At 66.0% G+C, this 18,056-nt stretch carries 17 protein-coding genes; 5 read left to right on the top strand and 12 right to left on the bottom strand.

The window, feature by feature from the left end:
- Window positions 1-43: 43 nt before the first annotated feature.
- Both shn_RS29310 and shn_RS29305 read right to left on the bottom strand, forming a co-directional pair.
- On the bottom strand, window positions 44-1,423 hold the full coding sequence (locus shn_RS29310; protein ID WP_064334086.1) for a sigma-54 dependent transcriptional regulator: 1,380 nt from the start codon (window positions 1,421-1,423) through the stop codon (window positions 44-46).
- Window positions 1,420-3,261, bottom strand: a complete 1,842-nt coding sequence (locus shn_RS29305; protein WP_064334085.1) for an ATP-binding protein — start codon at window positions 3,259-3,261, stop codon at window positions 1,420-1,422. The genes shn_RS29310 and shn_RS29305 overlap by 4 nt, the downstream gene beginning before the upstream one ends.
- A 223-nt stretch (window positions 3,262-3,484) precedes the next feature.
- Here shn_RS29305 and shn_RS29300 point away from each other — a divergent pair, with 223 nt between their 5' ends.
- A complete protein-coding gene (locus tag shn_RS29300) occupies window positions 3,485-4,816 on the top strand; it encodes a dicarboxylate/amino acid:cation symporter (protein ID WP_064334084.1) in 1,332 nt (443 codons plus the stop codon).
- A 51-nt stretch (window positions 4,817-4,867) separates the two neighbouring features.
- Here shn_RS29300 and shn_RS29295 read toward each other — a convergent pair whose 3' ends face one another.
- On the bottom strand, window positions 4,868-5,326 hold the full coding sequence (locus tag shn_RS29295) for an Lrp/AsnC family transcriptional regulator (RefSeq protein ID WP_064334083.1): 459 nt from the start codon (window positions 5,324-5,326) through the stop codon (window positions 4,868-4,870).
- A gap of 125 nt (window positions 5,327-5,451) precedes the next feature.
- Between shn_RS29295 and shn_RS29290 the strand changes: the two genes are divergently transcribed.
- Window positions 5,452-6,735 carry a cystathionine gamma-synthase family protein gene (locus tag shn_RS29290; RefSeq protein ID WP_064334082.1) on the top strand — a complete coding sequence of 428 codons (1,284 nt, stop codon included), beginning with the start codon at window positions 5,452-5,454 and terminating at the stop codon, window positions 6,733-6,735.
- Window positions 6,736-6,815: 80 nt separating this feature from the next.
- Here the strand turns inward: shn_RS29290 and shn_RS29285 are convergent, their stop codons facing one another.
- Together shn_RS29285 and shn_RS29280 are read right to left on the bottom strand one after the other, a co-directional pair.
- Entirely contained in the window at window positions 6,816-7,616 is an 801-nt protein-coding gene (locus shn_RS29285) for an SDR family oxidoreductase (RefSeq protein ID WP_064334081.1), read from the bottom strand.
- Window positions 7,617-7,697: 81 nt separating this feature from the next.
- The gene (locus shn_RS29280; protein WP_064334080.1) at window positions 7,698-8,525 is read right to left on the bottom strand and encodes an alpha/beta fold hydrolase; all 828 of its coding nucleotides are present in this window, start codon (window positions 8,523-8,525) and stop codon (window positions 7,698-7,700) included.
- A 129-nt stretch (window positions 8,526-8,654) separates the two neighbouring features.
- Here shn_RS29280 and shn_RS29275 point away from each other — a divergent pair, with 129 nt between their 5' ends.
- Both shn_RS29275 and ric read left to right on the top strand, forming a co-directional pair.
- Window positions 8,655-9,608 carry a GlxA family transcriptional regulator gene (locus shn_RS29275; protein ID WP_064334079.1) on the top strand — a complete coding sequence of 318 codons (954 nt, stop codon included), beginning with the start codon at window positions 8,655-8,657 and terminating at the stop codon, window positions 9,606-9,608.
- 107 nt (window positions 9,609-9,715) lie between these two features.
- Complete coding sequence (gene ric / locus shn_RS29270; protein WP_064334078.1) at window positions 9,716-10,381, top strand: iron-sulfur cluster repair di-iron protein; 666 nt, start codon at window positions 9,716-9,718, stop codon at window positions 10,379-10,381.
- A 188-nt stretch (window positions 10,382-10,569) separates the two neighbouring features.
- Here the strand turns inward: ric and shn_RS29265 are convergent, their stop codons facing one another.
- Complete coding sequence (locus shn_RS29265; RefSeq protein WP_084438656.1) at window positions 10,570-11,868, bottom strand: sensor domain-containing diguanylate cyclase; 1,299 nt, start codon at window positions 11,866-11,868, stop codon at window positions 10,570-10,572.
- A 212-nt stretch (window positions 11,869-12,080) separates the two neighbouring features.
- A complete protein-coding gene (gene speB, locus shn_RS29260; protein ID WP_064334076.1) occupies window positions 12,081-13,061 on the bottom strand; it encodes an agmatinase in 981 nt (326 codons plus the stop codon).
- 292 nt (window positions 13,062-13,353) lie between these two features.
- Between speB and shn_RS29255 the strand changes: the two genes are divergently transcribed.
- Complete coding sequence (locus shn_RS29255; RefSeq protein WP_064334075.1) at window positions 13,354-13,998, top strand: transcriptional regulator; 645 nt, start codon at window positions 13,354-13,356, stop codon at window positions 13,996-13,998.
- Window positions 13,999-14,060: 62 nt separating this feature from the next.
- On the opposite strand, the gene shn_RS29250 is transcribed toward shn_RS29255, so the two are convergent.
- The 5 genes from shn_RS29250 to shn_RS29230 all read right to left on the bottom strand — a co-directional run bounded on the left by shn_RS29250 (window position 14,061) and on the right by shn_RS29230 (window position 18,023).
- Window positions 14,061-15,026 (bottom strand): threonine/serine dehydratase, encoded by a 966-nt coding sequence (locus shn_RS29250; protein WP_064334220.1) that lies wholly within the window; start codon window positions 15,024-15,026, stop codon window positions 14,061-14,063.
- Between the two features lie 14 nt (window positions 15,027-15,040).
- Entirely contained in the window at window positions 15,041-15,772 is a 732-nt protein-coding gene (locus tag shn_RS29245) for an amino acid ABC transporter ATP-binding protein (protein ID WP_064334074.1), read from the bottom strand.
- Entirely contained in the window at window positions 15,769-16,506 is a 738-nt protein-coding gene (locus tag shn_RS29240) for an ABC transporter permease (RefSeq protein ID WP_064334073.1), read from the bottom strand. Before shn_RS29240 ends, shn_RS29245 begins: the two co-directional genes overlap by 4 nt.
- A 5-nt stretch (window positions 16,507-16,511) precedes the next feature.
- On the bottom strand, window positions 16,512-17,177 hold the full coding sequence (locus tag shn_RS29235) for an ABC transporter permease (protein WP_064334072.1): 666 nt from the start codon (window positions 17,175-17,177) through the stop codon (window positions 16,512-16,514).
- Between the two features lie 63 nt (window positions 17,178-17,240).
- Window positions 17,241-18,023: a transporter substrate-binding domain-containing protein gene (locus shn_RS29230; protein ID WP_064334071.1), complete on the bottom strand. Its 783-nt coding sequence runs from the start codon at window positions 18,021-18,023 to the stop codon at window positions 17,241-17,243.
- Window positions 18,024-18,056 lie beyond the last annotated feature (33 nt).

Genomic DNA, 18,056 nt, shown 5'->3' with positions numbered 1-18,056 from the left:
CGGGCAGGTTGCCGTCTTGACGGCGGCGTATCGGCCGCGGCCGTCAGGGATCGGGCTTCGACGCGGCCGGTTTCTCGCCTGTCGCGGAGAATTCCCGCCTGACGATGCCGTGGCGCTGGAGCTTGTCGTAAAAAGTCTTGCGCGGAATGCCGAGGGCGGCGATCGTTTCCTGCACATTGCCATCATGGGCGCTCAGCGTGTCGCGGATGATCTCGGCCTCGATCCGTTCCAGCCGCTCCGGCAGCGAGCCTGTGCCGCCGGTTTCGGACGAAGGGCCTTGCTGCGCGAGCGCCGCCGATGTCATGCCCAGCACCGTGCGCTCGGCGAAATGGGAGAGTTCGCGCACATTGCCGGGCCAGTCGTGTTCGCGCAGGTGGCGCAGGATGTCGGCCGAAAGGCCGGGCGCCGCGCGCTGGAAGCGCCGGGCGGCGCGCTCGGCGAAGTAGCTGAACAGGAGCGGAATGTCCTCGCGGCGCTCGCGCAGCGGCGGGATGGAAAGCGAGACGACGTTCAGGCGGTAATAGAGGTCCTCGCGAAAGGTCTTCCGCTGGGCGGGGTCGGCGAGGTCGACCTTGGCGGCCGCGACGATGCGGATATCCACCGGGCGCACCTCGTTCGTGCCGAGCGGCGTCACTTCGCGCAGTTCGAGCACGCGCAGCATCTGGACCTGTGTGGAGAGCGGCATGCTTTCCAGTTCGTCGAGGAAGAGCGTGCCGCCGCTCGAATGTTCGATGCGGCCGATACGCTTCCTCTGCGCGCCGGTGAAGGCGCCGGGCTCATGGCCGAAAAGCTCGCTCTCGATCACCTGCTCGGGCAGGGCGCCGCAGTTGAGCGCCACGAAATTGCCCTTCGCCCGCCGGCTCCAGCCATGCAGCAGGCGGGCCACGACCTCCTTGCCGCTGCCCGTTTCGCCGGTGACGAGCACGTCGACATCCGTGTCGGCGATCTGGCGCAGTGTCCGGCGCAGCCGGTCCATCGCCGGCGTCTGGCCGATCAGGGGAAAGTCGTCCTCCGCCTGCCGGGCGCTTTCCCGCAGGCGGCGGTTTTCCATAACGAGGCTGCGTTTTTCCGCCGCGCGCTGGACGCACTGGATCAGCCGTTCGGCGGGAAAGGGCTTGGCGATGAAATCGTAGACCCCCTCCTGGATGGCCTTGACCGCCGTCGCGATGTCGCCGTGGCCGGTGACGAGCACGACCGGGATCTCGGCATCGAGCGCGCGAATGCGCGCAAAGAGCTGGAGCCCATCCATGCCGGGCATGCGGATGTCGGAGACGACCACGCCGGCGAAATCCGCGTCGAGCCTTTCCAGCGCCTCGGCGGCGGAGCCGAGCGGCGACACGGCAAAACCGGCGAGGTCCAGCGTCTGGGCGGTGGCGCGCAGGAGCTGCCTGTCGTCATCGATGAGGAGAACCGGCACGCTCATTCGTCAGCCTTTCGCAGGTGGACGCGGAAGGAGGCGCCGCGCTCGCCCGTCTCGACCTCCAGCCTGCCGCCATAGTCGGAGACGATGTCCTTGGCGATGACGAGGCCGAGGCCGAGCCCCTTTTCCTTCGACGTGTTGAACGGTTCGAAGAGCGAGGCGAGGATGGCGGCCGACAGGCCGGGGCCGTTGTCGGTGACGGAAACGACGACACCGCCTTCCCCCGCGACGACCGCGACGTCGACGCGCCCGTCCGCGCGGTCCTCCACGGCTTCGAGCGCGTTCTGGAAGAGGTTGATGAAGACCTGTTCCAGCCGCAGCCGGTTGCCGGCGACGCGCAGGCCTTCCGAAAGCGGAGCGACGACGAGGCGATCGAGCCGGCCGGTGAAGCGGCTGCGCAGCAGGAGGATCGCGCCATCGATGACCTCGCGCAGCACGACGGGTTCAGCGGCGGTGCGTCCCTTGCGGGCCAGCGCCTTCAGGTCGTCCGTGATGCCGGCAATCCGGTCGGTGAGGTCGGCGATGAGGTCGAGGTTCTCCTGCACCGGCTCCGGCCGGTTGCGCGTCAGGAAGACCTTGGCATTGTCGGCATAGGCGCGGATGGTGGCCAGCGGCTGGTTGATTTCATGCGCCACGCCGGCGGCGACCTGGCCGAGGATGGCGAGCCGGTTGGCCTGCACAAGATCCTGCTGCACGGCCTGCAGTTTCGTCTCGGTCTGCCGGTGGTCGGCAATTTCGGCCTGCAGGTGGTCGCGGGCAAGGCTGAGGTCGCGCGTGCGCTCGATCACGCGGCGTTCGAGCTCCTCGCGCGCTGCCTGGTCGCGCGCGGCATTGGCGAGCGCCGCCTGGCGCCGGCGTAGCCAGAGTGCGGCGGCGAGCGTGATCGCGCCGACGGCGAGGAGGGCCAGCAGGCGCATCTCGCGCATGCTGGCGGCAATGGCGTTGCCGGTCGGCACGAGATATTCGAAATGCCATGGCGTCGTGGCGACGGGCACCCGTATGCGAAGATAGGTCTCCGCGCCGCCGCCGGGCTGGACGGCGCGCAGCAGCGGGCCACCTTCGATGAGGGTGAAGGGAAGGGGGGCGAGGGAGGCTTCTCCGAACTGCAGGCTTTCGCGAATGGCCGCGAGGCTTTCGGCCGGCAGCGGCTCCGTGGTCATGAAGCGCCAGGAGGGGATGCTGGTGATCAGCACGACATGATCGGCATCCACAACATAGGAGGGGCGCTGCGTTTCGTGCCAGTCGCGCTCCAACTGGTCGAATTCCATCTTGACGACGACGACGCCGAGCGGCGCGGCGGCGGGGCCGACACGGTGGGAGATGTAGAGGCCGGGCCGCTTGCTCACCGAGCCGAGCGCGAAATGCTCCGCCGTGCCCTCCGCCATCGCGCGGGAGAAATAGGCGCGGAACGAATAGTCGTTGCCGACGAAGCTCGTCGGCTCGCGCCAGTTGCTGGCGGCGATCGCCACGCCCTTGCCGTCGATGACATAGATCACCGCGGCATTGGTTCCGGCGACCAGCTCCTCCAGCTTGCCGTCGAGGAGGGATCGCCCGGCAGGGTCGGCGCCCGCGAGGGTCTCCGTGACGTCCCGGTCGCGCGACAGCAGGAAGGGAAGGGCCCGCGGCCGTTCCAGAACGGCCTGCAACAGCGCCACCTTGAGGTTGGCATCGATCCGGCCCTGCTCCTCCAGCGTCGACAGGGCCGAGGCGCGGCCATAGAGCCCGGCCGCATGGAGTGCGGCGAGGGCAAGGACGAGGACGGCAACGGCAAATGCCGCCCACTGCCGCCGCGTCGCGCGGTGGAGGGCGATCTGGTTGCTCGTCGTCGGAACCGGGTTCATCGGGAATTTTGAGCATAAAACCGCACGATACTCAAGGAAATCTGTGCGAAAATCCGCACTTCGCTGACCCGTTGCCTGCGATGCACTCCTGTAAAGTGAATTATTACAATACTTTATATGGTGTCGCGCAAACTGGCACGCCGCTTGCGAAGTCCTCCGCGATTGCAGCAAAGCCACCCCGGGAAGAGCCAGCGCGCTGGTTGGGGTGCGAAAGGAGGAAGCCATGCACATTTCGTCTGCCGCCACGCCGGACCGTGGTCCGTTGCCGTTCTACCGCCACCTCTATGTTCAGGTCATCGTCGCCATCGTCGCGGGCATGCTGGTCGGCCATTACTATCCCGATTTCGGTGCCGGCCTGAAGCCGCTCGGCGATGCCTTCATCCGGCTCGTCAAGATGATCATCGCTCCGGTGATCTTCCTGACGGTCGCCACCGGCATTGCCGGCATGTCGGACCTCAAGAAGGTGGGGCGCGTTGCCGGCAAGGCGATGATCTATTTCCTCACCTTCTCCACGCTCGCGCTCGCCGTGGGCATGGTGGTCGCCAATGTCGTGCAGCCGGGTGCGGGCATGCATATCGATCCCGCCTCGCTCGACGCCAATGCCGTGGCGACCTATGCCAGCAAGGCGCATGAATCGACCATCACCGGCTTCCTGATGAACATCATCCCGCAGACCATCGTCGGCGCCTTCGCCGAGGGGGATATCCTGCAGGTGCTGTTCTTCTCGGTGCTGTTCGGCATCGCGCTGGGCATGGTCGGCGAGCAGGGTAAGCCGGTCGTCGATTTCCTGCAGGCCCTGACGACGCCGATCTTCCGGCTGGTCGCCATCCTCATGAAGGCAGCGCCGATCGGTGCCTTCGGCGCCATGGCCTTCACCATCGGCAAATACGGCATCGGCTCGGTCGCCAACCTTGCCTTCCTGATCGCCACCTTCTACCTCACCGCCTTCCTCTTCGTCTTCGTCGTGCTGGGCGCTGTCGCAAGGTACAACGGTTTCTCGATCATCGCGCTGATCCGCTACATCAAGGAGGAACTGCTGCTCGTCCTTGGCACGTCCTCGTCCGAGGCGGCGCTGCCGGGCCTGATGCAGAAGATGGAGCGGGCCGGCTGCAAGCGCTCGGTCGTCGGCCTCGTCATTCCGACGGGGTATTCGTTCAATCTCGACGGCACGAACATCTACATGACGCTTGCCGCCCTCTTCATCGCGCAGGCGGTCGATATCCCGCTGTCGATGGGCGACCAGATCCTGCTGCTGCTCGTGGCGATGCTGAGCTCCAAGGGTGCAGCCGGCATCACCGGTGCGGGCTTCATCACGCTCGCTGCGACGCTCTCCGTCGTGCCCTCCGTGCCGGTCGCCGGCATGGCGCTCATCCTCGGCATCGACCGCTTCATGTCGGAATGCCGGGCGCTGACCAACTTCATCGGCAACGCCGTCGCGACGATCGTCGTCGCCCGCTGGGAAAACGAGCTGGACGTCGCCAGGCTGAATGCGGTGCTGAGCGGCGATCTCGAGGAGATGCCGGTTCCGGCGCCGGCCCTGCAGGCGGCGGAGTGATCACGACTCTCGCCTGAGCCCCCGAACTTGCAGCCTCCTCAAGGCGCGGCGTTAGGATCGCCGCGCCTTGATCGTGTTCATCACGAAGCTGGTTTCGATCGTGTCGACGCATTTCAGCTTGGCGATCTTGTCCTTGATGAAGCGCTCATAGTGATCGAGGCCGGCGCTCATGACCGTCAGCACATAGTCGCGCGCGCCGGTCACGAGCTGGCATTCGATCACCTCGTCCCAGCCTTGCACCGCCTCCTCGAACATGCGGATCTCGTCGTCGTGCTGGCGGCTGAGGCGGATCGATGCGATGGCGGTCATCGTCCAGCCCTCCACGGCCGGGTCGATGATCGCGGCATATCCGCGGATGATCGCGGTTTCCTCGAGGCGCCGCAGCCGGCGCAGGCACGCCGATGCGGAAAGGCCGACCCGCTCGGCCAGTTCGTTGTTGGTGATGCGGGCATCGGCGGCAAGTTCCCGCAGGATGCGCCGGTCGATCTCGTCTGCAATTTTCTGCGACAATTTTCAGTGAACTCCGCAAGAAGTTGCTTTCAAAAACAACAAGGCGCACCAAATAGCAAGGAAGCGCCAGCGAGTCTGATATAATTTGTGCCTGGAGCTCGCCACACGAACGAGGGAGACGTTTCATGACCGCGCCGCATCCGTCGAGAACCCATATCGGCAACCATGCCCTGCATCCCGAAACGCAGATGCTGAACTACGGTTACGACCCCGAACTCTCCGAGGGCGCCGTCAAGCCGCCGGTCTTCCTGACATCGACCTTCGTCTTCAAGTCCGCCGAGGACGGGCGCGACTTCTTCGACTACGTTTCCGGGCGCAAGGAGCCGCCGGAGGGCAGGGGCGCGGGCCTCGTCTATTCGCGCTTCAACCATCCCAACAGCGAGATCGTCGAGGATCGCCTTGCCGTCTACGAGCGGACGGAAAGCTGTGCACTGTTTTCGTCAGGCATGTCGGCGATCGCCACCACGCTGCTCGCTCTCGTGCGGCCTGGCGATGCCGTGCTGCATTCGCAACCCCTCTATGGCGGCACGGAGACCCTCCTGGCGAAGACCTTCCTCAATCTCGGCGTCTCGGCCGTGGGTTTTGCCGATGGCGTCAGCGAGGCATCGGTACAGGCTGCGGCGGAAGCGGCGATGCAGAAGGGCCGCGTCTCCGTCATCCTGGTCGAAACGCCGGCAAACCCCACCAACAGCCTCGTCGATATCGCGATGATCCGCCGGGTCGCCGATGCGATCGGTGCGCGGCAGGGCCATGTGCCGGTCGTCGCCTGCGACAACACGCTGCTCGGCCCGGTCTTCCAGCGGCCGATCGAGCACGGGGCGGATCTCTCGCTCTATTCGCTGACCAAGTATGTCGGCGGCCACTCGGACCTGATCGCCGGGGCGGCGCTCGGCCGCAAGGCGGTGATGAAGCAGGTCAAGGCGCTGCGCGGGGCGATCGGCACGCAGCTCGACCCGCATTCCTGCTGGATGCTCGGGCGCTCGCTGGAGACGCTGCAGATCCGCATGGAGCGGGCCAACAGCAACGCGGCGGCGGTCGCCGAATTCCTGCGCGAGCATCCCAAGGTCGAGGCGATCCACTACCTGCCGTTCTACGATCCCGCATCGCCGGCCGGCCGGACCTTTGCCGCCCAGTGCAGCGGCGCCGGCTCGACCTTCTCCTTCGACATCAAGGGCGGGCAGCCGGCCTCGTTCCGGTTCCTGAACGCGTTGAAGATCTTCAAGCTTGCCGTCAGTCTTGGCGGAACGGAGTCGCTCGCCTCGCATCCCGCCACGATGACGCATTCGGGAATCCCCGTCGAGGTGCGCCAGCGGATCGGCGTGCTCGAATCGACCATCCGCCTGTCCATCGGCATCGAGCATCCCGATGACCTGGTGGCCGATCTGGTGCAGGCGCTCGATGCGAGCTAGGAGCCTTCCAGCCGAAGCGGTATCGCTTCGGCGTCTGATAAGGCTGTAAGAACAGAATACCGGAAATGCTCCGGAGCTGTTCATCGCACCACGGGCTTCTTGCCCAGCCCGTAACGGGCTGCGGCGTGGGCAAGCGAAAGGTGCGGTCGCAGCGCATCGCGGGCGACAAGGAAGGCGTCGAGGGCAGCGGACTCGGGCAGGGAGGGGACGGTCAGCGTCTCGCCGAGATCAAGGCCGGCCAGCGCGGCGTCGACCATCTCCTCGGCATCCATGACCATGGCCGCCGGCAGGGCATCAAGCTTCTCCTCCTCCCAGATCGCGGTGCGCGTGATGCCCGGCAACACGCCCTGCACCCTGACGCCGGCCGGGGAAAGCTGTGCCTGCAGCGCCTCCGTGAAGGCCAGGACGAAGGCCTTGGTGGCCGGATAGACGGCAGTGAAGGCGGCCGGCATCAGGGCGGTGACCGAGGTCATGTTGATGATCGTGCCCCTGCCTGCGGCGGCAAGCCGGGGGGCGATCGCGGCGGCAAGCCGGGTGACGGCGAGGATGTTGAGGTTGATCATGCCGGTGACCTTGACGGGGTCCAGCTCCGTGATCATGCCTTCCCCGGCAATGCCGGCATTGTTGACGAGGCCGGTGATGGCGCTGTCCGCGCGCAGGCGGGCTTCGGTGAGGGCCAGCCCCTCGGGCTGCGAGAGGTCGGCGGAGAGGATCTCGACGGCGACGCCATGCGTCGCCCGCAGCCGCTCGGCAAGCGCCGCCAGCCTGTCGGCGCGGCGGGCGACGAGCAGCAGATCGTGGCCGCGACGGGCAAGCCGGTCCGCATAGACCGCGCCGATGCCGTCGGATGCGCCGGTAACGAGAAAAGTGTCCTTGCTCATGGTCTGTCTCCTTGATGGGGCGTTGGATGAAACGGCGCCGGGCTGGCGTCCTCTGGCGCTGAAGCCCGTGCCGGGAGGCGGTCAGGCATTGATGAAGTCGAGAAGGTCGGCGTTGAACCGGTCCTGATGGGTCTGCGTCAGGCCGTGGTCGGCGCCCTCGTAGACCTTCAGCACGGCATGTTCGACGATCCCGACGGTCGACAGGGCGGATGCGCCGATCGGCACGATCTGATCGTCGTCGCCGTGCAGCACCAGCGTCGGCTTGTCGAAGGCTTCGAGATCCTGGTGGAAGTCGCTTTCGGAGAAGGCGCGGATGCTGTCGAGCTGGCCCTTGAGGCCGCCCATCATGCCCTGCCGCCAGAAGTCCGCGCGAATGCCGTCGGAAATGACCGCGCCGTCCCTGTTGTAGCCGTAGAAGGGAATGGTCAGGTCCTTGAAGAACTGGCTGCGATTGTCGTAGGTGCCCTTGCGGATGCCGTCGAAGACGTCGATGGGCAGGCCGCCGGGATTGGCCTCCGTCTTCAGCATCAGCGGCGGAACGGCACCGATCAGCGCGACCTTGGCGACGCGGCCCGTGCCGTGGCGGCCGATATAGCGGGTGACTTCGCCGCCGCCCGTGGAATGGCCGACCAGGATGACTGCGTGGAGATCCAGTTGCTCGATCAGCTCGGCGAGGTCATCGGCATACTGGTCCATGGTGTTGTCGTGCCAGACCTGGTCGGACCGGCCGTGGCTGCGGCGGTCGTGGGCGATGGTGCGGAAACCCTGATTGGCGAAGAACACCATCTGCGCGTCCCAGGCGTCGGCGCTGAGCGGCCAGCCGTGGGAGAACAGGACGGGCTGGCCGTCCCGCGGACCCCAGTCCTTGTAGAAGATATGCGTGCCGTCCCGGGTCGTGATCGTGCTCATTTGTCTCTCTCCTTTTGTCGAGGGCTTGATTGCCTCCCGTGTGAACAGAGATACTCTTGCGTGCCTGCGGGCTGGATGGGCGCTTCTGACAGAAGGCGAGCCGAAACTGACAAAAGGCGGGGACGCGAAATGGAAGTCGGATTGATGCTCTATCGGGATTGCCAGGTTGCGATGGTGCACGGCATCACCGATCTCTTCGCCATCGCGTCGGCCTTTTCGCGCGATCGTGGCGGCTCCACGGTGCGGGTCAGCCATTGGCGCATGGATGCGGAGGGGTGGTTCTCCCGCAGCCACGACACCGATCCCGGCGCTCCCGGAACGCCGGACATCCTCATCGTGCCGGGCCGGCTGACGGGGCCGGCCGAAGCGGAGGAGGCGGCGCCCTATGCCCGCTGGCTGCTGGATCGCCACGGTCACGGGGCAACGCTTGCCTCCACCTGCGGCGGGGCGTTCATCCTGGCGGCGACGGGCCTGCTTGCCGGCCGCCCCGCCACCACGCACTGGTTGTTTGCCGAGCGGTTTCGCGCGCGCTTTCCCGATGTGCGGCTGGAGGCGGACAAGATCGTCATCGAGGATGGCGACATCATCACCGCCGGCGGGCTGATGGCCTGGACCGATCTCGGCCTGCGTATCGTCGATCGCCTGCTCGGCCCTTCGGTGACGATCGAGACCGGCAAGTTCCTGCTGGTCGACCCGTCCGGGCGCGAGCAGCGGCACTACAGCAATTTCGCGCCGCGCCTCACCCACGGCGACGAGGCGGTCCTGAAGGTGCAGCACTGGCTGCAGGAGCGCGGCGGCCGGCCCACCAGCATCGCCGACATGGCCGGCCACGCGCGCTTGGAGGAGCGCACCTTCCTGCGCCGTTTCAAGACGGCGACCGGCATGAAGCCGATCGAATACGTCCAGCACCTGAGGATCGGCAAGGCGCGGGAGCTTCTGGAATTCACGCGGCGCACCGTCGACCAGATTGCCTTTGCGGTGGGCTACGAGGACGCGGCCGCCTTCCGCCGCGTGTTCCACCGCATCCTCGGCCTCTCGCCGGGCGAATATCGCAGCCGGTTCTCGGTCGCCGCGGCCGCCTGAACTACGCCCGGATGGGCTCCTTCTTTGCCGCGGCGCAAAGACCCCGTCCTTCTTCTCCTGCAGGGTTGGCGAGAACCGGAAACGCCAATCCCTGCAAAGGAGCCAGGATGCAAACGCTTTCTCTTGACCGGACCGTGGCGTCGATCGCGGCGGAGCTGCCGGGCGCGGCCGATCTGTTCCGCCGATCGGCCATCAACTTCTGCTGTGCGGGCGATGTCCCGCTTCGCGCGGCGGCCGGTCGGGCCGGCCTCTCGCCGGAGGATCTGCTGGCCGCACTGGAAGCGCTCGAACGGGCGGCCGGCCGCGACGCGCCCGAGGAGACGGAGCCGCTCATCGACCACCTCCTCACCCGCTATCACGCGACCCATCGCCAGGAGCTGGCATTCCTGATCCCGCTTGCCGAGAAGGTGGAGCGGGTCCACGGCGACCATCCGGCCGCGCCCTCGGGATTGGCCGCGGCGCTGAGTGCGCTGCGCGACGAGCTGGAAGGGCACATGATGAACGAGGAACAGGTGGTCTTCCCGATGATGCGCCGGGGCGGGACCGTGCGGATCGCCCAGCCGGTCGCGCAGATGCGCCGCGAGCACGACGATGCCGTCCGGCTTCTCCACGATATCGAGCATGCCGCCCACGGCATGGCCCTGCCATCTGGCGCCTGCGGTTCGTGGACGGCGCTCTATACCGGGCTGCGCAAGTTCACCGATGATCTCGTGATGCACATGCATCTGGAGAACACGGTGCTCTTCCCACGCTTCGAGATGCCGGCTGCCTGAGGCTGAAGATCCGGTGCCGCCGTGGCCGGGGAGCGGGCTTCCGCTTTCAATCTCATGGATGAGGACAGGATCCGCGATGGCGCTGCGCGCGCTTCCGGCAACGGAGGCGCACCTGCATGAGCCGGGCGGCTATCGGCATATCGTCCGATGGAGTGGGGACGAACGACCGGCTGCGCTGCTGCCCGTGGTCAGGTGCCGAGCATCACGACGCGGTTGCGGCCCGCCCGCTTGGCTTCGTAGAGGGCATTGTCGGCCCTGAGGATCGCCGAGCCGAAGGGTTCGTCCGATGGATCGGCGAGCGTGGCGCCGATGCTGACGCTGAGCGGGATCGTTGCGCCCTCGATGTCGAAGGGCGTGGCATGGATCGCCGTGCGGATGCGCTCGGCCAGAGTCACCACCGCGGCCGGCTCCTCGGCCGCCAGCAGCACGGCAAACTCCTCGCCGCCAAGCCGCGCGAAACGGTCGCCCGCCCGCACGACCTCCTGGCAGCGGCGGGCGAATTCCATGAGGACGAGATCGCCCGCGCGATGGCCGTGCGTATCGTTGATCGATTTGAAATGATCGATATCCAGCATCAGCACGCCCATGGATGTGCCGCCGCCCGATTTGGCGAATATCTCTTCCGCCTCCTCGAAGAAGCGCCGGCGGTTCAGGATGCCGGTCAGCGGATCGGCATTGGCTAGGGCCTTGAGCTGTTCGGCATAGGCCCGCTCCTTCGTGACGTCGATATAGAGATTGACGTTGAAGTTGCCGATCGTCCTTTGCCGGAACTGGATACGCTTCGTTGCGCCGCTTGCCGTCCTGACGTCGAGATCGAAAGGCGTCATCTCGCGGTTTTCGCGCCGGGCGTCCGCGATGGAGGAATGCCACTGCGTGCGGGCATATTCGCGGTATTGCGGATCGGGATAGACGAGCCGCCACCAGTCCTCGATGCTTTCGATCTCGTCCTGCGTATAGCCGAAGAGTGCCTTGAACGTCGAATTGGCGAACTGGATCTGGTCGTCGCTGCTGGCGATTTCAAAGCCGAAGGGCAGCCAGTCCAGAAGCGAGATCATCTGCTCCTGCCAGCCGGCAAGGGAAACGGAGCCCTGCGGCGGCGCATCGGTGAAGGTGAACAGGCGCACGAGTTCGCCCTCGACCGCAAGCTTGGTGACCTGCACCATCAGCACGCGCTCCTGCCCTTGCACCGTGGCCCGGATCAGAAAGGGTTCGCCCGGCACGCCGATCGGCGCGACGCTCCAGATCTGCGAGAGCAGGAGGTTCGCCTCGCGGCCGACGAGGTCTTCCATCGGCAGGTCTTCGAAGGCATCCAGCCCCAGCCCGAACAGCACCGCGGCATTGGCGTTTGCCCGGCGCACATGCAGCCTGCCCTTCTCGACAAGCACCATCGGCGCACCGACGCACCCCATCCAGAAGTCGATTTCCTCACGGGATCTGCCGTAGGGCACCTCGTCCGTCTTGGTTCGCTGTGACGCCGTACTGTTCATGCGATCCGGTACCCATTGTCATCTGTGCCAGGCCACAGAGACCTCCCGGGCCTGAAGATAATCGCCTAACGTAAGAAAAGGCTTAAGCGCCGGCACTCTTTCACCCGGTGGTCGTCGACGCTCGCCGACCGGCCGCTCGCGCATCGCCGTGGGTGACAGCGTGATCATCGCAGCCGCGGCTCCAGGCGGGAGCCCTCGTCAGCGTTCGCCGGTCAACGGGATGTGGCGGGCATGCCGTTTCGCCGGCATGCCGCCAGCCGCGCCATGACGCACAGAAGCTCGAACATGATCGTCGCGCCGGCGAGCGAGGTCATTCCCGCGAGGTCGAAGGGCGGGGAGACTTCCACCACGTCCGCGCCGACGATGTCGACGCCCTCGAGCAGCCGCACGAGATGCTGGGCCTCCCGGGTCGAAAAGCCGCCGAGCTCCGGCGTGCCGGTGCCTGGTGCCATCGAGGGGTCGATGGCATCGATGTCGAAGGTGACATAGGTCGGTGCGTCCCTGACGATCCGATGGACCTCTGCCATGACCGCCGCGACGCCGCGCTCGATGAACTCCTCCATGTAGATGATGCGGATACCCTGTTTCAGTGCCCAGTCGTGCTCGTCGGGCGCATAGACCGAGCCGCGGATGCCGATCTGTACCGTGCGGCGCGGATCGATGAGATTTTCCTCGATGGCACGGCGGAAGGGGGTGCCATGTGTATAGGGGTTGTCGCCGAAATAGGTGTCGTTGGTGTCGGAATGCGCGTCGAACTGGATGAGCCCCACCGGCCGGGATGCGGCGACGGCGCGCAGCACGGGCAGCGTCGTGAGGTGGTCGCCGCCGACGGCAAGCGGCAGGGCGCCGGCCTCGACGACGGAGCGCATGCCGGCCTCGATCAGCTTCAGGGCGTCCATGAGGTCGATGGGATTGATTGGCAGGTCGCCGACATCGGCAATGTTGGCGATCCTGAACGGCTCGGTCTTCGAGGCGTGGTGGGTGCTGCGCATGAGGCTGGAGGCGCTGCGCACCTCCCGGGGACCATGGCGGGCGCCGGCGCGGTTCGTCGTGCCGCCATCCCAGGGAATGCCGACAAGGGCGATATCGAGTCCCTCGGCGCTTTCTACCGCCGGCAGGCGCATGAAGGTCGCATGGCCCGCGAAGCGCGGTACCTTGGCGGCATCGACAGGCTGATGGAAGGAATTCTGCATGGCTGTTTCCCCGTTGGACTCTCTGCGCAGCATGCCGATGGGCCGGTCTCCTCGCGTGTCATGCCGGGCAGATTTCCCATTTCTTGCATTGAAGTAAATCCACTTGTCTGGGATTCTGCATTGAAAATCATCTATGTATGGGCCTTGGGCGAAGGGGCACGCCTGTCGCACGCAGAACGGCTCCAGCCCGCCCGTCCGGGCGTTTTTGGAGGCGGTGCGCATTGCGAAATGCGATAGTCCGTGAGCACAAGGATGTCCGGGCGATCCGGTCGCCAGCCAAGCGAGAATTCGAATGCCGAAACGAGACAAAGACGCCGAAGCAACCACGCCCTCCGATGCGCTGAGGACCTATCATCCGGTCTGCGATGCCATCGCGCTGATCCTGCAGCCCTATGCCGAGGTCGTGCTCCACGATCTTGCCAGCGAGACCGTGAGCTACATCGCCAACAACTTCTCCAAGCGGGATCTCGGCGAGCCCTCGCTGCTGCACGAAATCGACTTCAAGCCGAACGACCGGACGATCGGGCCCTACGAGAAGGTGAATTTCGACGGAAGGCGGCTGAAATCGGTGAGCGCGGTGCTGCGCGCGCCCGATGACCGGGCGATCGCCATCCTGTGCATCAATATCGATGTTTCGCACATCCAGTCCGCGATCCAGGTGCTCAGCGCCATGTCCACGGTCTCGATCGACCAGGGCAAGCCCGCCGCCCTCTTCAAGGAGGACTGGCATGAGCGGGTGAACGAATATGTGCACGGCTGGACGACGAAGCGGGGCCTCCTGATCGCCGACCTCACCCGGGCGCAGAAACAGCAGCTCGTGCGCGAGCTGGCCGAAGACGGCGCCTTCAGCGGCAAGCACGCGGCCGCCTATATCTCGAAGATCCTGCAGATGGGCCGGGCGACGGTCTACAACTACCTTCGCGACACGAAGGCCTGAGCCTCTACGGCAAAAGGGCGCCCGATGGGCGCCCCTATGTCGTGCGGCAGAAGGTGGTGTGGTCAGGGGCCGTAGATCGCCTGCGTGACGAGATCGCGGTCGAAATTCGCGCCGCATAGCAGGATCACGCTCGTCTGGCCGGCAAGGCTGGCGGCGACCTTGTTAAAGCCGGCAAGGGCAAGGGCGGCCGAACCCTCGACGATCATGTTCTCCTCGAGGGCGAGCGTCTTCAGCGCGGCGCGGATGTCGTCCTCGCCGCATTCGACGACCTCGTCCACGGTGGCCGTCGCCAGGGGAAGCGTGATCGTGTCGAGGTCGATGCCGCCGGCAACGGCATCGGCGAGCGTTTCGCGATGTTCGGTCTCGACCACTCGGCCGGCCGCCATCGATTCCGCCAGCGCCTTCGAGTGGCTCGCGGCGACGCCGTAGAGCTTCGTGCGCGGGCTGAAGGCCTTGAGCACCGCGCCGATGCCGCTGATCAGGCCGCCGCCGCCCATCGCGACGAAGACATTGTCGACGCCGGTGCACTGTTCGAGGATTTCGAGGGCGATCGTTCCCTGGCCGGCGATGACGTCGGGATCATTGTACGGCGAGATATAGGCATGGCCCTCGGAGGCGGCGCGTTCCTGGGCGTGCTGTTCGGCAAGGCCGGTCTCCTCGCCATGCAGGATGACCTCGACGCCGTAGGAGCGGATCTTCTCCAGCTTGGCGGGCACGACGGTTTGCGGCAGCACGACGGTGAGGTTGCGGGACAGGGCGTGGGACGCATGCGCAGCGCCGATGCCGTGATTGCCGGAGGAGGCGGTGATCAGCCGCCCGCCTGCCGGCTGGGCGGACATCTTCGCCATCGCGCCCCTGATCTTGAAGGATCCGGTGAGCTGGAAGTTCTCCGCCTTGAAGAGCACCGTCGCGCCCTCGGCTTTTCCGGCCTTGCGGGCGGGCAGGAGGGGCGTCTGGTAGATATGGTCGCGGATGCGGGCCCTTGCCCGGACGGCGGCGGCCGCGGTTTCGAAGACGATGGTCTGCATGGTTTCCTCGCTGGTCAATATTGCGGCCCGATTTGCCGAAGGAATTCCTTCGTACGGGCATGGGATGGATGACGGAAGAACGTTTCGGGGTCGGCCTCTTCGAGGATCGTTCCGCGGTCCATGAAGATGATGCGGTCCGCGACGCTTCGTGCGAAGCCCATCTCGTGGGTGACGACGATCATCGTGAGGCCCTGGCGGGAAAGGTCCGTCATGACGTCGAGCACCTCCTTGACCATTTCCGGATCGAGGGCGGAGGTGGGCTCGTCGAACAGCATGACCTTCGGCTTCATGCACAGGGCACGCGCGATCGCCACGCGCTGCTGCTGTCCGCCGCTGAGCTGGCGCGGATAGCTCGCCGCCTTCTCCGTCAGTTGCATGCGCGCCAGCATGGCCATCGCCTCTTCCTCCGCCGCCCGGCGCGGCGTCCGGCGTACCCGCCGCATGGCGAGCGTCAGGTTGTCCAGGACCGTCAGGTGCGGAAAGAGGTTGAACTGCTGGAAGACCATGCCGACGTCGCCGGCAAGCGCCAGCACGTTGGCGCAGTCGGCCGAAAGGCAGTGGCCGGCGATCTCCACGGTGCCGCCCTGCCGCTCCTCCAGTCCGTTCAGGCAGCGCACGAAGGTCGATTTGCCCGAGCCGGACGGCCCGCACAGGACGATGCGCTCGCCGGCCGCGACCGTGAGGCTGACCCCGTGCAGGACTTTTGCGGCGCCATAGGATTTGATCAGGTTCTGCGCGACGATCATGACGACGCTCCCAGGGCTTGTGGCCGCGGCTGCGCCGCGCGGCCGCTTTTGCCGATCGCGGCGACCCCCGGAATGCGCCGCTCGACGAAGCGGAAGGCGATGCCGAAGAGGAAGCCGATCGCAAGGTAGAGAAGGCCGGCGACGATGAAGACCTCGAAGGGCGCATAGGTTTTTGCCGTGAAGGCGCGCGCCGCTCCCGACATTTCCATGACCGTGACGGCGCTCGCGAGCGAACTCGCTTTCAGCACGAGGATCAGTTCATTGCCGATCGAGGGCAGGATCGCCCTATAGACCTGCGGCAGGAGGACGTCCCGCATCCGGCTGAACCTCGAAAGGCCGAGCGAGATGCAGGCCTCCGCCTGGCCGGGCGGAAGCCGCTTCAGGCCGCCGGCGATGATGACGGCGACATAGGCGGCGGAATTGAGCCCGATGGCGATGATGGCGCAGTTCACCGGCTCGCGGATGATCGGCCAGATCACGCTGGCGCGCACCGCATCGAACTGGGCGAGGCCGTAATAGAGAATGAAGAGCTGGACGAGGAGCGGGCTGCCGCGCAGGAGGAACGTAAGCGTCGCCACCGGCCAGCGCAGCAGCGGGGACCTTGCCGTCAGCGCCAGCCCGAGCGGCAAGGCGAGGACCTGGCCGAGCACGAAACCCGCCAGGGTGACGATCAGGGTCAGCTTCAGGCCCGCATAGACGATGGGAATGGATTGCAGGAGGATCTCGTAGGACATCGCGCTCACCGTCCGAAGGTCAGGCGCCGGTTGCCATAGGCGAAGATCGCCATGGAGACGCTGGTGATGGCCACATAGAGACCCGCGACGATGAGGTAGAAGGTCATGGGCGACTGCGTCGCGCCCGCCGCCACCACGCCCTTGCGCATCAGCTCCTCCAGCCCGACGATCGAGACCAGCGCGCTCTCCTTGAGGATGATGAGCCACTGGTTGCCGAGCCCGGGCAGGGCATAGGAGAACATCTGGGGCAGGATGACATGCCGGAAGGTCGCCCCGGTGCCGAGGCCGAGGCTCTTGGCCGCCTCCGCCTGGCCGGGCGGGATCGTGTGGAGGGCGCCGCGCAGAATCTCGGTGAGGTAGGCGCCGGAGACGAAGGAAAGCGCGCAGATGCCGGCCGTCAGCGCGTCCACCTCGACATAGGCGCCGAACATCCTGCTGAGCAGAACCGTGCCGCCATAGAAGACGAGGAAGATGACGAGCAGTTCCGGAAGACCGCGGATGACCGTGACATAGGTGGAGACGCACCAGCGCACCGGCGCATTGCCGAACTCGGCGCCGAACACCGCCGCGATGGCAATCACGAGGCCGATGGCGAAGCTTCCGAGGGCCACTTCGAGCGTGACGAGCAGTCCTTCCAGCAGATGCGGAAGATAGGCGAGGATGAGTGACATGGGTCGGCCCTTGCGGGTCATGCGCCGCGCCGCGCCGGGCGCGAGGCATGACCCTGCCCGTTGTTAGCCCTTGTAGGAGAGATCGTAGCCGAAGAACTTCGTCGAGATCTTCCCGATCGTCCCGTCGGAGATCATGTCGACGATGGCCTTGTCCACCCGCGCCTTCAGGTCTTCCCGGCCCTGTTTCAGGGCGATGCCCTGTCCGTTGCCGAATTCGGCATAGTCGGCGCTGGTCAGCATGGGGCCGGCAAGCTCGAGCTTGCCTTCGCGGGCCTTCATCAGTTCCTCCCACACCGATTGCTCCAGCAGGCCGGCATCGATGCGGCCGGCGGCCAGATCGTCGGCGATCTGCTCGTTGCGCTCGTAGAGACGGACATCGGCATTCTTGAAGTACGTGTTGGCCACGGCCTCATGGGTCGAGCCGGTCTGCACGCCGATCGCCTTGCCTTCCAGCGCTGCCTCAAGCTCCGCCCTCGTCTTGGTGGTGGCAAGCGCGCCGCCCTTGATGGTCGCGATGTGATAGGGCGCGTCGGCATAGGCCTTGGAGAAATCCACCTGCTTCGCGCGTTCGGCGGTGATCGAGAGGCCGGAGATCACGAGGTCGAACTTGCCGACCTGGAGGCTTGCCAAAAGGCCGTCGAAGGACTGGTTGGTCCAGGCGCAGTCCGCGCCGATGCGCTTGCAGATCTCGTCGCCGACCTCGCGGTCGAAGCCGACGATGTCGCCCGCCGTGTCCGTATAGCCCCATGGCGGGAAATCGGCGCTGGTGCCGATGCGCAGCGGTTCGGCGCCGGCGCTCCCGGCAGTGATGGCGGCAAGAACGGATGCGATTGCTAGGATTTTCATGTCATTCCCCTTTTCAGTGATGGTTTTGTCGCG

The sequence above is a fragment of the Shinella sp. HZN7 genome (assembly GCF_001652565.1).
In the GTDB taxonomy this organism is placed as follows: Bacteria; Pseudomonadota; Alphaproteobacteria; order Rhizobiales; family Rhizobiaceae; genus Shinella; species Shinella granuli.
The sequence above is the reverse complement of the archived record's forward strand: the minus strand, read 5'-3'. Positions and strand labels throughout refer to the sequence as shown.

Excerpts from the sequence above, each read along its gene's own strand:
- shn_RS29235 (WP_064334072.1), bottom strand. The coding sequence starts at position 17,177 with ATGTCACTCATCCTCGCCTATCTTCCGCATCTGCTGGAAGGACTGCTC.
- shn_RS29230 (WP_064334071.1), bottom strand. The coding sequence starts at position 18,023 with ATGAAAATCCTAGCAATCGCATCCGTTCTTGCCGCCATCACTGCCGGG.
- shn_RS29275 (WP_064334079.1), top strand. The coding sequence starts at position 8,655 with ATGGAAGTCGGATTGATGCTCTATCGGGATTGCCAGGTTGCGATGGTG.
- shn_RS29240 (WP_064334073.1), bottom strand. The coding sequence starts at position 16,506 with ATGTCCTACGAGATCCTCCTGCAATCCATTCCCATCGTCTATGCGGGC.
- shn_RS29250 (WP_064334220.1), bottom strand. The coding sequence starts at position 15,026 with ATGCAGACCATCGTCTTCGAAACCGCGGCCGCCGCCGTCCGGGCAAGG.
- ric (WP_064334078.1), top strand. The coding sequence starts at position 9,716 with ATGCAAACGCTTTCTCTTGACCGGACCGTGGCGTCGATCGCGGCGGAG.
- shn_RS29265 (WP_084438656.1), bottom strand. The coding sequence starts at position 11,868 with ATGAACAGTACGGCGTCACAGCGAACCAAGACGGACGAGGTGCCCTAC.
- shn_RS29285 (WP_064334081.1), bottom strand. The coding sequence starts at position 7,616 with ATGAGCAAGGACACTTTTCTCGTTACCGGCGCATCCGACGGCATCGGC.
- shn_RS29280 (WP_064334080.1), bottom strand. The coding sequence starts at position 8,525 with ATGAGCACGATCACGACCCGGGACGGCACGCATATCTTCTACAAGGAC.
- shn_RS29245 (WP_064334074.1), bottom strand. The coding sequence starts at position 15,772 with ATGATCGTCGCGCAGAACCTGATCAAATCCTATGGCGCCGCAAAAGTC.
- shn_RS29305 (WP_064334085.1), bottom strand. The coding sequence starts at position 3,261 with ATGAACCCGGTTCCGACGACGAGCAACCAGATCGCCCTCCACCGCGCG.
- shn_RS29310 (WP_064334086.1), bottom strand. The coding sequence starts at position 1,423 with ATGAGCGTGCCGGTTCTCCTCATCGATGACGACAGGCAGCTCCTGCGC.
- shn_RS29300 (WP_064334084.1), top strand. The coding sequence starts at position 3,485 with ATGCACATTTCGTCTGCCGCCACGCCGGACCGTGGTCCGTTGCCGTTC.
- speB (WP_064334076.1), bottom strand. The coding sequence starts at position 13,061 with ATGCAGAATTCCTTCCATCAGCCTGTCGATGCCGCCAAGGTACCGCGC.
- shn_RS29290 (WP_064334082.1), top strand. The coding sequence starts at position 5,452 with ATGACCGCGCCGCATCCGTCGAGAACCCATATCGGCAACCATGCCCTG.
- shn_RS29255 (WP_064334075.1), top strand. The coding sequence starts at position 13,354 with ATGCCGAAACGAGACAAAGACGCCGAAGCAACCACGCCCTCCGATGCG.